This window comes from Streptomyces sp. NPDC003248 (genome assembly GCF_055563235.1).
Map to the genome: position 1 here is coordinate 94,396 of NZ_JBVHDT010000015.1, position 14,632 is coordinate 109,027.

Here is a 14,632-nt window from a genome sequence, read left to right on the forward strand (position 1 = left end):
GTCGCCGTGGCGCGTGTCGTCCCGCTACCCGCGCCCGCGGGGCCTCATGTGCGGTACAGGGCGTCGACCTCGGCGGCGTAGGTGTGCTCGATGGCCCTGCGCTTCAGCTTCAGGGACGGGGTGAGCAGGCCGTGCTCCTCGGTGAAGGGCTGCGCGAGGATGCGGAAGGTGCGGATCGACTCCGCCTGGGAGACCTGGGTGTTGGCGGCGACCACGGCGCGGCGCACCTCCGTCTCCAGGTCGCGGTCGCGCACCAGCTCGGCCGGTTTCATCCGCGGTTTGCGGCGCATGTGGAGCCAGTGCTCGACGGCCTCCTGGTCGAGGGTGACCAGGGCGGCGACGAAGGGCCGGTCGTTGCCGACGACGATGCACTGGTTCACCAGCGGATGGTCGCGGACGCGTTCCTCCAGCAGCCCCGGCGAGACGCTCTTGCCGCCGGAGGTGACGAGGATCTCCTTCTTGCGGCCGGTGATGGTGAGGTAGCCGTCCTCGTCGAGGACGCCGAGGTCGCCGGTGGCCAGCCAGCCGTCGTGCAGGGCCTCGTCGGTGGCCTTGGGGTTGTTGAGGTAGCCCTGGAAGACGTGGTCGCCGCGCAGCCAGATCTCGCCGTCGTCCGCGATGTGCACGGTCGTGCCGGGGATGGCCCGGCCGACGGTGCCGTAGCGGGTGCGGCCGGGCGGGTTCGCGGTCGCGGCCGCCGTGGACTCGGTCAGGCCGTAGCCCTCGTAGATCTGCACGCCCGCGCCGGCGAAGAACAGCCCCGTCCGGCGGTCCATGGCCGAGCCGCCCGACATGGCGTGCCGGACCCGGCCGCCCATCGCCGCGCGCACCTTGGAGTAGACGACCTTGTCGAAGAACTGGTGTTGCATCCGCAGCGCCGCCGACGGTCCGGGCCCGGTGCCCCACGCCTTCGCCTCCACGGCCTCCGCGTAGTCCACCGCCACGTCCACGGCCTTCTCGAACGGGCCCGCCCTGCCCTCCCGCTCGGCCTTGCGGCGGGCCGCGTTGAACACCTTCTCGAAGATGTACGGCACGGCCAGGAAGAACGTCGGCCGGAACGCGGCCAGGTCGGGCAGCAGGGCGGCCGCGTGCAGCTGGGGCTGGTGGCCGAAGCGGACCTTGCCGCGGATCGCGGCGATCTGCACCATCCGCCCGAAGACGTGCGCGAGCGGCAGGAACAGCAGGGTCGCCGCCTCGTCGCCCTTCCTGGAGTGGAACACCGGCTCCCAGCGCTCGATGACGGTGTCCGCCTCGAACATGAAGTTGCCGTGCGAGACGACACACCCCTTGGGCCGGCCCGTCGTGCCGGAGGTGTAGATGACGGTGGCGACCGAGTCGGGGGTGACCGCCTCCCGGTGCCGGTGCACGACGTCGTCGTCGATGGCGGCGCCCGCGTCGTACAGCTCCTGCACGCAGCCGGAGTCCAGCTGCCACAGGCGCCGCAGGCCGGGCAGCCGGTCGATGACGGTGGCGATGGTCATCGCGTGGTCCTCGTGCTCGACGACCGCGGCCGTGACCTCCGCGTCGTACAGCATCCAGAAGCACTGTTCGGCCGAGGAGGTCGGGTAGACGGGGACGACCTGGGCGCCGATGCTCCACAGCGCGAAGTCGAAGAGGGTCCACTCGTAGCGGGTACGGGACATGATCGCGACGCGGTCGCCGAACCGGATGCCCTGGGAGAGCAGGCCCTTGGCGAGGGCGAGGACCTCGTCGCGGAACTCCGCCGCGGTCACGTCCCGCCACTCGCCCCGCTCGTCCTTGCGGCCCAGCGCGATGTGGCGGGGGTCGTCCCGGGCGTGCCGGAAGACCACGTCGGCCAGTCCGCCCACCGGCGGTGCCGACGCCGTCGCAGGAGTGGTGAACTCGCGCAAATCCCGCACCCCGCTTCCATGGCCGCACAGCGCCGTGAAAGCTACCCCACGCCCGGTCGGGGCGGGAGGGGTGCGGACGGCGGACGCTGCTCTCGTCGGCGCTGGTCAGTGCCGGAAAATGGGCTCACATGGGGAAGGGTCGGACAGAAAACTGACCGTTGAGTAAGGTTCGGGGCCGTAATCTGCACCGAATCTGCCCGACCCGGTCACCGGGTCCGACGCCCCTCGGAAGGGCCCGCGCCGAGCGCGCGCCCTCTCTTCCCGGACGGCGCCGGACAGCGCGGGAACGCCCGATTCCCTCACGGCGGCCCGGACCGGCCCGGCGGGGCGGTGCGCGGGCCCGTATCCCGCCGGTGCAGCCGGTCGCCGCCCGCCAGGACCGCCGCCGCCAGGGCGTCCGCCGCGCCCTGCGCGGACGTCCGGCGCCGGCCGTGCACCAGGACGAAGTCCACCCGGCCGAGCTCCGGCAGCCCCGACCGGTCGGGAACCCGGACCAGACCGGGCGGGATCAGCCCCCGCGTGTGCGCCATCACCCCGAGGCCCGCCCGCGCCGCCGCGACCAGACCGTTGAGGCTGCCGCTCGTGCACGCGATCCGCCACGCCCGCCCCTGCCGCTCCAGCGCCTCCAGCGCGCGGGCCCGGGTGATGCCCGGCGGCGGGTACACGATGAGCGGCACCGGGCGGTCGGCGTCCAGCCGCAGCCGCTCCGCGCCGATCCACACCAGCTCGTCGGTGCGGACCAGCTCCCCGCGCGGGTCCTCGGGCCGCCGCTTGGCCAGCACCAGGTCCAGCTTCCCGGCCGCCAGCCGCTCGTGCAGCGTGCCGGACAGCTCCACCGTCAGCTCCAGGTCGACCTCGGGATGGTCGTGCCGGAAGCCCTCGAGGATCTCCGGCAGCCGCGTCAGCACGAAGTCCTCGGAGGCGCCGAACCGCAGCCGGCCGCGCAGCCGCGTACCGGTGAAGAACGCCGTGGCCTGCTCGTGCACCTCCAGGATGCGGCGCGCGAAGCCGAGCATCGCCTCGCCGTCCTCCGTCAGCTCCACCGAGTGCGTGTCCCGCGTGAACAGCGTCCGGCCCGTCGCGTCCTCCAGGCGCCGCACGTGCTGGCTGACCGTGGACTGGCGCAGCCCGAGCCGCCGCGCGGCCTGCGTGAAGCTCAGCGTCTGCGCGACCGCCAGGAAGGTGCGCAGGTGGGTGGGGTCGTACACACCCACCACCGTACTCGCTCATCGCGTGACGCGATAACAGTCAGAGCGGTATGACGGATTCCCGATCACGCCGGCGAGGAGCACGATGGAGGGGGGCCCTCCGGGCCGCCGCCCGGATGGCAGCGAACGAGCAAGTGGAGCACCGTGAAACGCCTGAGATGGCCGAGCTGGATGCCGATCGACCCGTACATCCTGCTGCTGCTCGGGACGGTGGGGCTCGCCGCGCTCCTGCCCGCCCGCGGCACCGGCGCCGACGTGGCCTCCGGCGCCTCCACGGCCGCCATCGCCTTCCTCTTCTTCCTCTACGGCGCCCGCCTGTCCACCCGGGAGGCGCTGGACGGGCTGAAGCACTGGCGGCTCCACGTCACCGTCCTCGCCTGCACCTTCGTGGTCTTCCCGCTGCTCGGGCTGGCCGCCCGCGGCCTCGTCCCGGTGTTCCTCACCGAGCCGCTCTACCAGGGACTGCTCTTCCTCACCCTCGTCCCCTCGACCATCCAGTCGTCCATCGCCTTCACCTCCATCGCCCGCGGCAACGTGCCCGCCGCGATCTGCGCGGGCTCCTTCTCCTCCCTCGTCGGCATCGTCGTCACCCCGCTGCTCGCGGCCGCGCTGCTCGGCAGCACCGCGGGCGGCTTCGCCGCGGACTCCCTCGCCGAGATCGTGCTGCAACTGCTCGTCCCGTTCGTCTCCGGACAGCTGCTGCGGCGCTGGATCGGCGGGTTCGTCGCCCGGCACAAGAAGGCCCTCGGCTACGTCGACCGCGGCTCGATCCTCCTCGTCGTCTACACCGCGTTCAGCGAGGGCGTGGTCCAGGGCATCTGGCACCAGGTCCGCCCCGTCCGGCTCGCCGGGCTCCTGGTCGTCGAGACCGTCCTGCTCGCCGTCATGCTGGCGCTGACCTGGTACGGGGCCAAGGCGCTGCGCTTCGGCCGGGAGGACCGCATCGCGATCCAGTTCGCCGGCTCCAAGAAGTCCCTCGCCTCCGGGCTGCCCATGGCGAGCGTCCTGTTCGGCGCGCACGCCTCCCTGGCGGTGCTGCCGCTGATGCTCTTCCACCAGATGCAGCTCATGGTCTGCGCGGTGATCGCCAAACGCCGCTCGCACGACCCGGAGCCGGCTCCGGCTCCGGAGTCCGGCTCCGTCCCGCCCGCAGGCGCCGCGCCACGCACCGCGGCCGACGCGGGCCCCCGCCGCGGCTGACCGGGTCCTCGGCGGCCGCCGGATCCGGCCGTACGGTCACCCCGTCCCGGCGACCGTGGCAGCCGGTCCGGCCGTGCGGTCACCCGATTCCGGCGACCGTGGCGGCAGGCGGGAGGACACCGCCCCAGGGGCGCGGGGAACTGCGCGACCAGCCCCCCACGACCCGCACCCGCGACACGACCACAAGCCCCCCCACACCTGGCGATCGACAACGGCGGCCCGGCGGAGGCCAGTGGGCGCCCGGCGCGCCCGACCCGTTCACGGACCCGTCGGGCGCGATTTCCCGTACGGACGGCTGACGACGGATAACGTTCCGTCATGACCGCACCCCTCGCGCTCGACCCCACGCGCACCGCGCTCGTCCTCGTCGATCTGATGGACCGGATCGTCGCGCTGCCCCTGGAGCCCCGCAAGGGCACCGACGTGCTGGACGCCGCCGCGGAGCTGGCGGACGCGTTCCGGGCGGCCGGCGCCCTCGTCGTCCTCGTCCGCGTCGAGCGCCCCGGCGTCGCCGACCAGCCGCCCGGCAGCGACCTGGTGCACGGGCTGCTGCGCGACGGCGACGTGGAGGTCGTCAAACGGACCGTCGGCGGCTTCCAGGGCACGGGCCTGGACGACCGGCTGCGCCGGCACGGCGTCACGACCCTGGTGTTCGGCGGCATCGCCACCAACCTCGGTGTCGAGTCCACCGCCCGCGCCGCCGCCGACCTCGGCTACGGCCTGGTCTTCGTCGAGGACGCGATGGCCGCGCTGACCGGTGCCGAGCACGAGGCGTCGGTACGGCTGGACTTCCCCCGGCTGGGCACGGTCGTACGGGCCGGCGAGGTGCGGTTCACGGCCCGCTGAGGGCGCCGCCGACCGGTCCGGCGGGGGTGCCGGGGCCGAGACGGGGCCCCTGCGGCGCAGGGGGCGCTCCCCGCCGGTCGGGGCCCCGCCGCCGTGCCGCGGGCAGCCGCCTCAGCCCCGGGCGGCCGCGGTCCGCAGGGCGATGCGGTCCTCACCCGCGTACACGTTCATGGAGCTGCCCCGCAGGAAGCCCACCAGCGTCAGCCCGGTCTCCGCGGCCAGGTCCACCGCCAGCGAGGAGGGCGCCGAGACCGCCGCCAGCACCGGGATGCCCGCCATCACCGCCTTCTGCGCCAGCTCGAAGGAGGCCCGCCCCGACACCAGCAGGATCGTCCGGGACAGCGGCAGACCGCCGTCGCGCAGGGCACGCCCGACCAGCTTGTCGACCGCGTTGTGCCGGCCGACGTCCTCCCGGACGTCCAGCACCTCGCCGTCCTCGGAGAACAGGGCCGCCGCGTGCAGCCCCCCGGTCCGGTCGAAGACCCGCTGGGCGGCGCGCAGCCGGTCGGGGAGCTCCGCCAGCAGCTCCGGCGTGACCCGGACCGGGGGAGTGTCGGCGATGGGCCAGCGGGCCGTCGTACGGACCGCGTCCAGGCTCGCCTTGCCGCACAGGCCGCAGGAGGACGTGGTGTAGACGTTCCGTTCGAGGGTGATGTCGGGGAGCGTGACGCCGGGGGCGGTCCGTACGTCGACGACGTTGTAGGTGTTCACCCCGTCCGCCGTCGCCCCGGCGCAGTAGACGATGTTCAGCAGGTCGTCCGCGGAGGCCAGGACGCCCTCGCTGACCAGGAACCCGGCGGCGAGGGCGAAGTCGTCACCGGGGGTGCGCATGGTGATGGCGAGCGGTTTGCCGTTGAGCCGGATCTCCAGCGGCTCCTCGGCGACGAGCGTGTCCGGCCGGCTGGAGACCGCCCCGTCGCGTATCCGCAGCACCTTGCGTCGTTCGGTGACTCGTCCCATGTCGTGATCAGCCCCGGTTCTGTACGTGCTGGTAGCCGAAGCGGCCCTTGATGCAGAGATTGCCGTGGGTCACCGGGTTGTCGTGCGGTGAGGTGACCTTCACGATCTCATTGTCCTGCACATGGAGCGTGAGGTTGCATCCCACTCCGCAGTAGGCGCACACGGTGGTCGTCCTGGTCTGTGCGGATTCATCCCAAGTGCCCGCCGCCCGTCGGTCGAACTCCGACTTGAACGACAGCGCCCCCGTCGGGCAGACCTCGACGCAGTTCCCGCAGTAGACGCACGCCGAGTCGGTCAGCGGCGCGTCGTGCTCGACGGCGATCCGGGCGTCGAAACCGCGCCCCGCGACGGAGATCGCGAAGGTGTTCTGCCACTGGTCACCGCAGGCGTCGACGCACTTGTAGCAGAGGACGCACTTGTCGTAGTCACGGACGTAGAGGTCGTTGTCGATCCGGGGCTCCTCGTTCAGCCGGGCCGCGTCCGGGCCGAACCGGTCCGGCTTCGCCTCGTACTCCTTCACCCATTCCGCAACCATTGGTGTCGTGGACAGGTCGACCGACGAGGCGAGGAGTTCGAGGACGATCCTGCGGCTGTGGCGGACGCGTTCGGTGCCGGTGCGGACCTCCATGCCGGGCTCCGCCCTGCGGGAGCACGCCGGGACCAGGGTGCGCGCGCCCTCCACCTCCACGACGCAGAGGCGGCAGGCGTTCTTCGGCGTGAGCGTGTCCCCGTGGCAGAGGGTCGGCACGTCCTTCCCGGCCGCCCGGCACGCGTCGAGGATCGTCGCGCCCTCGGGCGCGCGCACCGGCTCGCCGTCGAGGGTGAACTCCAGCAGCCGGCGCGGGATCCCCAGTGGTGTCACGGTCATTGGTACGCCCCCAAGCGGTCGATGGCGGATTCCACGGCGTTCCACGCGGTCTGGCCCAGACCGCAGATCGAGGCGTCCCGCATCGCCCGGCCGACCTCCCGCAGCAGGGCGATGTCGTCGGCGGCGGCCGCACCCGTGCGCTCCACGATCCGGTGCAGCGCCTCCTCCTGGCGGACGGTCCCCACCCGGCACGGCACGCACTGCCCGCACGACTCGTCCCGGAAGAACTCCGCGATGCGCAGCAGCAGCCGGGGGAGCGGGACGGTGTCGTCGAAGGCCATCACCACCCCCGAGCCCAGCGTCGTGCCCGCCTCCCGCGTGCCCTCGAACGTGAGCGGGACGTCCGTCTCGTCGGGCCGTACGAAGCCGCCGGCCGCCCCGCCGAGCAGCACCGCCCGCAGCCCGTCGCGGACACCGGCCCGCGCCAGCAGCTCGCCCAGCGTCGCGCCGAACGGCAGCTCGTACACGCCCGGCCGCCGTACGCTGCCCGACACGCAGAACAGTTTGGGGCCGGTGGACCTCCCCGTGCCGACCGCCGCGTACGCCGGCGCGCCCATGGTCAGCACCGGCAGGACGTTGACCAGCGTCTCCACGTTGTTGGCCACCGTCGGCTTGCCGAACAGGCCCTTCTCCACCGGGAACGGCGGTTTGGAGCGCGGCTCGCCCCGCCGGCCCTCGAGGGAGTTGAACAGGGCCGTCTCCTCACCGCAGATGTAGGCGCCCGCGCCGCGGCGGATCTCGATGTCGAAGGCGTAGCCCTGGCCGAGGACGTCGTCGCCGAGCAGTCCCCGCTCCCGTGCCCGGTCGACGGCGTGCCCCATGCGCGCGATCGCCCGCGGGTACTCGCCGCGCACGTACAGGTAGCCCCGGTGCGCGCCGACCGCGTACCCGGCGATCGTCATCGCCTCGACGAGCGCGTACGGGTCGCCCTCCATCAGCACCCGGTCCTTGAAGGTGCCCGGCTCGGACTCGTCGGCGTTGCACACCACGTAGTGCGGGTGGTCCGGCTGGGACGCGGTGGCCTGCCACTTGCGGCCGGTGGGGAAGGCGGCGCCCCCGCGCCCCACCAGCCCCGAGTCGGTGACCTCCCGGATGACGCCGGCGGGACCGAGCGCGAAGGCGCGGCGCAGCGCCGCGTACCCGCCGTGGGCGCGGTAGTCGTCGAGGGAGGCGGGGTCCACCACGCCGACGCGGCGCAGCAGCACCAGCCCCTCCTCACCGGCCTGCGGGACCGCGGCCCGCGCGGGCGGCTCCTCGGGCGCGGAGTCCGGCGCGGTCGCGGCGAGCACGGCCTCCCGCACGGTCGCAGGCGCCGACACCGCCGTACGCGCCGGGTCGCCCGCCCTGATCGCGAGGGCGGCCGGGGCGCGTTCACACAGGCCGAGGCAGGGGCTGGGCTCGACGTGGACGCCCGGGCCGAGGGCGGACCCGGCGCCGGCGCACAGCTCGCGGGCGCCGGCGGCGGTGCAGGCCAGGTCCGTGCACACGTGCAGGACCGTCGCGGGGCGGGGCCGGACGGAGAACATGGCGTAGAAGGTGGCGACGCCGTACGCCTCCGCGGGCGGCACGGTCAGGCGGCGGCAGAGGTAGGCGAGGGCGCCCTCGCTGATCCAGCCGACCCGGTCGTTGATCGCGTGCAGCCCCGGCAGCAGCAGGTCGCGGCGGTCGCGGGCCGCCCGCCCGCCGCGCGCCCACCGCAGGTCCGCGTCGGACCGGTCCGCGCCCTCCCACGACGAGTCGGGAGGGCCCAGCAGGGCGTCGACGGCCGCCCGTTCGTCGTCGGTCGGCTTGCTGTCGCCGAAGTGCAGGTCCACCGCGTCACCTCACACCGTTCGGGGCCGGGAGCTTCTCGATCCGGATCGCCGACGCCTTGAACTCCGCCGTCCCCGCGATCGGACAGTTCGCCTCGATCGTCAGCCGGTTGGTGTCCACCTCGTCCGGGAAGTGCATGGTCATGAAGGCCAGCCCGGGCCGCAGCGCGGTGTCGACCCACACCGGTGCCACCACGGACCCGCGCCGGGACGTCACCCGCACCCGTTCGCCGACCGCGACACCGAAGCGCTCCGCGTCCTCCGGGCACAGCTCGACGGACTCGCCGCGCCGCAGCGGGGAGGCGTAACCCCCGCTCTGCACCCCGGTGTTGTAGGAGTCCAGCCGCCTGCCGGTGGTGAGCCGGACCGGGTACTCCTCGTCGGTCAGGTCGACCGGCGGATCGTGCCGCACGAGCCCGAACGGCGCCCGCGGGCCGCGTCGTCCGGGATCCGTCTCCCACAACCGCCCGTGCAGATAGGTCGGTTCGAGCCGTTCGGTGCTCGGGCACGGCCACTGGATGCCCTGGTGCTCCTCCAGCCGCTCGTACGTCATGCCGTAGTGGTCCGGCGACAGCGACCGCAGCTCGTTCCAGACGGTCTCGGCGTCGGCGTACTTCCAGTCGTGGCCGAGCCGGGCCGCCAGGTCGCAGAGGATGTCGATGTCCTCGCGCGCCTCGCCGGGGGGCGTCACGGCGCGGCGCACGCGCTGCACCCGCCGCTCGCTGTTGGTGGTCGTGCCCTCGGTCTCCGCCCAGCCCGCGGTGGCGGGCAGCACGACGTCCGCCAGCTCGGCCGTCCTGGTGAGGAAGATGTCCTGCACGACGAGGAAGTCGAGGGCGTTCAGCCGCCGTACGGCCTGCTCGCTGTCGGCCTCCGACTGCGCCGGGTTCTCGCCGATGCAGTAGACGGCCTTCAGCGAGCCCTCCTCCATCGCCTCGAACATCTCCGTCAGGTTCATCCCGTGGTGCGGCTCGATGACGGTGTCCCAGGCCGTCTCGAACTTCAGCCGGGCGTCGGGGTCGAGGATGTCCTGGAAGCCGGGCAGGCGGTTGGGGATGGCGCCCATGTCGCCGCCGCCCTGCACGTTGTTCTGGCCGCGCAGCGGCTGGAGTCCCGATCCGGGGCGCCCCACGTGCCCGGTGAGCAGGGAGAGGTTGATCAGCGCGCGGACGTTGTCGGTGCCGTTGTGGTGCTCGGTGATGCCGAGGGTCCAGCACAACTGGGCCCGCTCGGCCCGGGCGTAGGCGTGCGCCAGCTCCCGGATCGCGGCGGCCGGGACGCCCGTCACCTTCGAGGCGAGCGACAGGGTCCACGGCTCGACCAGCGCCCGGTACTCCTCGAAGCCGCTGGTCGCCCGCTCGATGAACGTCCGGTTCGCCAGACCGGCGTGGATGATCTCGCGGCCGATCGCGTGCGCCATCGGGATGTCGGTGCCGACGTCGAGGCCGAGCCAGCTCTCCGCCCACTCGGCGGTGGACGTCCGCCGCGGGTCGACCGCGTACATCCGGGCGCCGTTGCGGATGCCCCTCAGCACGTGCTGGAAGAAGATCGGATGCGCGAACCGGGCGTTCGAGCCCCACATCACGATGACGTCCGTGTGCTCGATCTCCTCGTACGACGACGTCCCCCCGCCGGAGCCGAACGCGGCCGACAGGCCGGCGACGCTCGGCGCGTGACACGTCCGGTTGCAGGAGTCGACGTTGTTGGTGCCCATGACGACGCGGGCGAACTTCTGCGCCACGTAGTTCATCTCGTTGGTGGCGCGGGCGCAGGAGAACATGCCGAACGCGCCGCGCGCGGCGGCCAGGCCGCGGGCCGCCCGGTCCAGCGCCTCCTCCCAGCTCGCCTGCCGGAAGGGCTCGTCGCGGGAGTCGCGGACGAGCGGGTGGGTGAGCCGGGCGTAGGTCTTGGGGGTCCGGTCGCGTTTCCTCATGCGGCGCTCCTCAGCGCGAGCAGGTCCGAGATGGCGTGCACGGTGCGCAGGGTGGGCACCTCAACGCCGGTGATCTCCGCCAACTCGACGACCGCCGCGAGGAGGACGTCCAGTTCGAGCGGTTTGCCGCGCTCCAGGTCCTGGAGCGTGGAGGTGCGGTGGTCGCCGACGCGCTCCGCGCCCGCGAGCCGGCGCTCGATGGAGACGCCCACCTCGCAGCCGAGGGCCTCGGCGACGGCGAGCGTCTCGCGCATCATCGTCTCGATGACCCGCCGGGTGCCGCCGTGCAGGCACATCTGCCGCATGGTCGCGCGGGCGAGCGCGCTGATCGGGTTGAAGGAGATGTTGCCGAGCAGTTTGAGCCAGATGTCGTTGCGCAGGTCGGGCTCCACCGGGCACTTCAGCCCGCCCGCCGTCATGGCCCCGCTGAACTCCAGACAGCGCGCCGAGACGCTGCGGTCGGGCTCGCCGACCGAGAAGCGGGTGCCCTCCAGGTGCCGTACGACGCCGGGAGCTTCGAGTTCGGTGGCGGCGTAGACCACGCAGCCGACGGCCCGTTCGGGCGCGAGCACCGCACTGACCGCGCCGCCCGGGTCCACGCTCTCGACGCGGTGCCCGTCGTGGGGTCCGCCGTGCCGGTGGAAGTACCACCAGGGGATGCCGTTCTGGGCGGCGACCACCGCGGTGGTGCCGTGCAGCAGGGGCTCGATCAGCGGCCCGCACGCCGCGTACGAGTGGGCCTTGAGGCCCAGGAGGACGAAGTCGGCCGGGCCGATCTCGGCCGGGTCGTCGGTGGCGTGGGCGCGGGCGGTGAAGTCGCCCCGCTCGCTGAGCACCCGCACCCCGTGCCGCCTCATGGCCGCGAGATGCGGTCCACGGGCGACGAGGTGCACGTCGGCGCCGGCGCGATGGAGCGCGGCACCGACGTAGGCGCCGATCGCACCGGCGCCGAGGACTGCGACTTTCATGACGGTGGAGCTCCGTTCGGTCGAGGGTACCGAGGAACTGCCGAACGCTGTCGACTGAATATTGTCTACAGTATGGTGGTGGGGGCGGCAAGGGTCGGCGCAGCACCTGGGGAAAGCTTGGAAACCGGCCGGTCCGACCGTTCGGCGCACCCGGGGTACCGCTCATCGCACCCGCCCGACGCGCCTCCTTCTCAACTGCCGGAATCCTTCCTACCGTTCCGGACTCATGAGTCCCCCCGTCGCACCGCCCGGCTGGAGCCGCTGGCTCGTCCCCCCGGCCGCGCTCTCGGTCCACCTCTCCATCGGGCAGGCCTACGCCTGGTCCGTCTTCAAGCCACCGCTGGAGTCCGCGCTCGGCCTCACCGGCACCCAGAGCGCGCTGCCCTTCCAGCTCGCCATCGTCATGCTCGGCCTGTCCGCCGCGTTCGGCGGCACCCTCGTCGAACGCAACGGCCCGCGCTGGGCGATGACCGTCGCCCTGGTCTGCTTCTCGTCCGGCTTCCTGATCTCCGCGCTCGGCGCCGCCACCGAGCAGTACGGGCTGATCGTCCTCGGCTACGGCTTCGTCGGCGGCATCGGCCTGGGCATCGGCTACATCTCACCCGTCTCCACCCTGATCAAGTGGTTCCCGGACCGGCCCGGCATGGCCACCGGCATCGCCATCATGGGCTTCGGCGGCGGCGCGCTCATCGCCTCGCCCTGGTCGGCGCAGATGCTGGAGTCGTTCGGCGCCGACCCTTCCGGGATCGCGCTCGCCTTCCTCGTGCACGGCCTGTCGTACGCGGTCTTCATGACCCTGGGCGTGCTGCTGGTGCGCGTCCCGCGGACCGCCGAGCCGGCCGCCGGCGCCGGGACGGGCGCCCCGCGAGGCGTGCAGGTCTCGGCCCGCAGCGCCGTGCGCACCCCCCAGTTCTGGTGCCTGTGGGTCGTGCTCTGCACGAACGTGACCGCCGGCATCGGCATCCTGGAGAAGGCCGCCCCGATGATCACGGACTTCTTCGCCGACAGCCCCACCCCCGTCTCCGCGACGGCCGCGGCGGGCTTCGTCGCCCTGCTGTCGGCGGCCAACATGGCGGGCCGCATCGGCTGGTCGTCCAGCTCCGACCTGATCGGACGCAAGAACGTCTACCGCGTGTACCTCGGCGTCGGCGCCCTGATGTACGCCCTGATCGCCCTGTTCGGGGACTCCTCCAAGCCGCTGTTCGTCCTGTGCGCGCTGGTGATCCTCTCCTTCTACGGCGGCGGCTTCGCCACGGTCCCCGCCTACCTCAAGGACCTGTTCGGCACCTACCAGGTCGGCGCGATCCACGGGCGGCTGCTCACCGCCTGGTCCACCGCGGGCGTCCTCGGCCCGCTGATCGTGAACTGGATCGCCGACCGGCAGGAGGAGGCCGGCCGGCACGGCGCGTCCCTCTACACCCTGTCCCTGTTCATCATGATCGGGCTGCTCGCCGTCGGCTTCATCGCCAACGAACTCGTCCGGCCCGTCCACGCCCGACACCACCACGTCCCCGCCCCGAGAGAGGCCGCCGATGCCGCCCGAGCCCAGCCCCAGCAGCCCGAGTCCGCCTGACCTCCCCGGCTCCGCACCCCGCCCGGACGCGGGGACGTCCCTGCCGCTGGTCGCCTTCGTGTGGCTGTGGGTGGGGGCGCCCCTCGCCTACGGTCTCTACGAGCTCGTACGCAAGGCGACGCAGCTGTTCACCGGGTAGGCGGACGGCGGGCAGCGGGCGGCGGGTGGCGGCTAGCCGTCGCCCGTTCGGGGGATGGACTGATCGGGTGTCCGACGGTTATAGGGAAGCCGACAACCCGGACGCCCGTTTCCTGTCGCTTCACGCGCCCTCGTACCCGTGAGTCACTGATCAGACTGGTGGATCCCGCTACCCGAGGCACCGAGGGGATCACCCAATGACTGGCTCGCGCATCGCCGCCGTCGGCCACTACCAGCCCGCGAGGATCCTCACCAACGAGGACCTGGCGGGCCTGGTCGACACCAGTGACGAGTGGATCAGGAGCCGGGTGGGCATCCGCACGCGCCACATCGCCGGCCCCGACGAGCCCGTGGACGAGCTTGCCGCGCACGCCGCCGCCAAGGCGCTCGCCTCCGCCGGGCTCGCGCCCGCCGACATCGACCTGGTGCTGGTCGCGACCTCCACCGCCGTCGACCGCTCACCCAACATGGCCGCCCGGGTCGCCGCCCGGCTGGGCGTCCCGAGCCCGGCCGCCATGGACGTCAACGTCGTGTGCGCCGGGTTCACCCACGCGCTGGCCACCGCCGACCACACCGTGCGGGCGGGCGCCGCGAGCCGGGCGCTGGTCATCGGCGCCGACAAGATGTCCGAGGTCACCGACTGGACCGACCGCACCACCTGCGTCCTCGTCGGCGACGGGGCCGGCGCCGCCGTGGTCGAGGCCTGTCCGGCCGGCGCCGAGCCCGGCATCGCCCCCGTGCTGTGGGGATCGGTGCCCGAGATGGGACACGCGGTGCGCATCGAGGGGCAGCCCGCCCGGTTCGCCCAGGAGGGGCAGAGCGTCTACCGCTGGGCCACCACCCGGCTGCCCCCGCTCGCCCGCGAGGCGTGCGAGCGCGCCGGACTCACCCCGGCGGACCTCGCCGCCGTGGTCCTGCACCAGGCGAACCTGCGCATCATCGAACCCCTCGCCGCGAAGATCGGCGCGGTGAACGCGGTCGTCGCGCGGGACGTCACCGACTCCGGCAACACCTCCGCCGCCAGCATCCCCCTCGCCTTCTCCAAGCTGGTCGAGCAGGGCGCGATCTCCACCGGCGACCCCGTGCTGCTGTTCGGCTTCGGCGGGAACCTGTCGTACGCCGGGCAGGTCGTGCGCTGCCCGTGAGCGCCGGGGGGCCGCGACCGGGGGCGCACGGCCCGGTGTGACGAGGGCGACTGTTCCCGGCCCTGGCTACAGTGAGCCGTAGACTGTAGACGAAAGACAATCGATACTGGC

12 protein-coding genes are annotated in these 14,632 nt (G+C 73.0%); 5 read left to right on the forward strand and 7 right to left on the reverse strand.

Features of this window, described 5'->3' with window-relative positions:
* Positions 1–44: 44 nt before the first annotated feature.
* Together ACZ3KJ_RS28790 and ACZ3KJ_RS28795 are read right to left on the reverse strand one after the other, a co-directional pair.
* On the reverse strand, positions 45–1,871 hold the full coding sequence (locus ACZ3KJ_RS28790) for an AMP-dependent synthetase/ligase (protein ID WP_467531320.1): 1,827 nt from the start codon (positions 1,869–1,871) through the stop codon (positions 45–47).
* A gap of 299 nt (positions 1,872–2,170) precedes the next feature.
* Complete coding sequence (locus tag ACZ3KJ_RS28795) at positions 2,171–3,079, reverse strand: LysR substrate-binding domain-containing protein (protein ID WP_467531216.1); 909 nt, start codon at positions 3,077–3,079, stop codon at positions 2,171–2,173.
* 144 nt (positions 3,080–3,223) lie between these two features.
* On the opposite strand from ACZ3KJ_RS28795, the gene ACZ3KJ_RS28800 reads away from it, so the two are divergent.
* The gene (locus tag ACZ3KJ_RS28800) at positions 3,224–4,279 is read left to right on the forward strand and encodes a bile acid:sodium symporter family protein (protein ID WP_467531218.1); all 1,056 of its coding nucleotides are present in this window, start codon (positions 3,224–3,226) and stop codon (positions 4,277–4,279) included.
* 318 nt (positions 4,280–4,597) lie between these two features.
* The gene (locus ACZ3KJ_RS28805; RefSeq protein ID WP_467531220.1) at positions 4,598–5,125 is read left to right on the forward strand and encodes an isochorismatase family protein; all 528 of its coding nucleotides are present in this window, start codon (positions 4,598–4,600) and stop codon (positions 5,123–5,125) included.
* A 111-nt stretch (positions 5,126–5,236) separates the two neighbouring features.
* Here the strand turns inward: ACZ3KJ_RS28805 and fdhD are convergent, their stop codons facing one another.
* From fdhD to ACZ3KJ_RS28830, 5 genes are read right to left on the reverse strand one after another with little or no spacing between them, the layout of a single operon-like run.
* Positions 5,237–6,085: a formate dehydrogenase accessory sulfurtransferase FdhD gene (fdhD, locus tag ACZ3KJ_RS28810; RefSeq protein WP_389514577.1), complete on the reverse strand. Its 849-nt coding sequence runs from the start codon at positions 6,083–6,085 to the stop codon at positions 5,237–5,239.
* 7 nt (positions 6,086–6,092) lie between these two features.
* Entirely contained in the window at positions 6,093–6,953 is an 861-nt protein-coding gene (locus tag ACZ3KJ_RS28815; protein WP_467531222.1) for a 2Fe-2S iron-sulfur cluster-binding protein, read from the reverse strand.
* On the reverse strand, positions 6,950–8,767 hold the full coding sequence (locus ACZ3KJ_RS28820) for an NADH-ubiquinone oxidoreductase-F iron-sulfur binding region domain-containing protein (RefSeq protein ID WP_467531224.1): 1,818 nt from the start codon (positions 8,765–8,767) through the stop codon (positions 6,950–6,952). The genes ACZ3KJ_RS28815 and ACZ3KJ_RS28820 overlap by 4 nt, the downstream gene beginning before the upstream one ends.
* A gap of 4 nt (positions 8,768–8,771) precedes the next feature.
* The gene (locus ACZ3KJ_RS28825; RefSeq protein WP_467531225.1) at positions 8,772–10,697 is read right to left on the reverse strand and encodes a molybdopterin oxidoreductase family protein; all 1,926 of its coding nucleotides are present in this window, start codon (positions 10,695–10,697) and stop codon (positions 8,772–8,774) included.
* Positions 10,694–11,665: a 2-dehydropantoate 2-reductase gene (locus ACZ3KJ_RS28830; protein ID WP_389514572.1), complete on the reverse strand. Its 972-nt coding sequence runs from the start codon at positions 11,663–11,665 to the stop codon at positions 10,694–10,696. The genes ACZ3KJ_RS28825 and ACZ3KJ_RS28830 overlap by 4 nt, the downstream gene beginning before the upstream one ends.
* Before the next feature lie 226 nt (positions 11,666–11,891).
* Between ACZ3KJ_RS28830 and ACZ3KJ_RS28835 the strand changes: the two genes are divergently transcribed.
* From ACZ3KJ_RS28835 to ACZ3KJ_RS28845, 3 genes are all read left to right on the forward strand, one after another.
* Positions 11,892–13,238 carry an OFA family MFS transporter gene (locus ACZ3KJ_RS28835; RefSeq protein WP_467531227.1) on the forward strand — a complete coding sequence of 449 codons (1,347 nt, stop codon included), beginning with the start codon at positions 11,892–11,894 and terminating at the stop codon, positions 13,236–13,238.
* Entirely contained in the window at positions 13,198–13,377 is a 180-nt protein-coding gene (locus tag ACZ3KJ_RS28840) for an MFS transporter small subunit (protein ID WP_467531229.1), read from the forward strand. The genes ACZ3KJ_RS28835 and ACZ3KJ_RS28840 overlap by 41 nt, the downstream gene beginning before the upstream one ends.
* 196 nt (positions 13,378–13,573) lie before the next feature.
* Positions 13,574–14,521: a beta-ketoacyl-ACP synthase III gene (locus ACZ3KJ_RS28845; RefSeq protein WP_467531231.1), complete on the forward strand. Its 948-nt coding sequence runs from the start codon at positions 13,574–13,576 to the stop codon at positions 14,519–14,521.
* Positions 14,522–14,632: the final 111 nt, after the last annotated feature.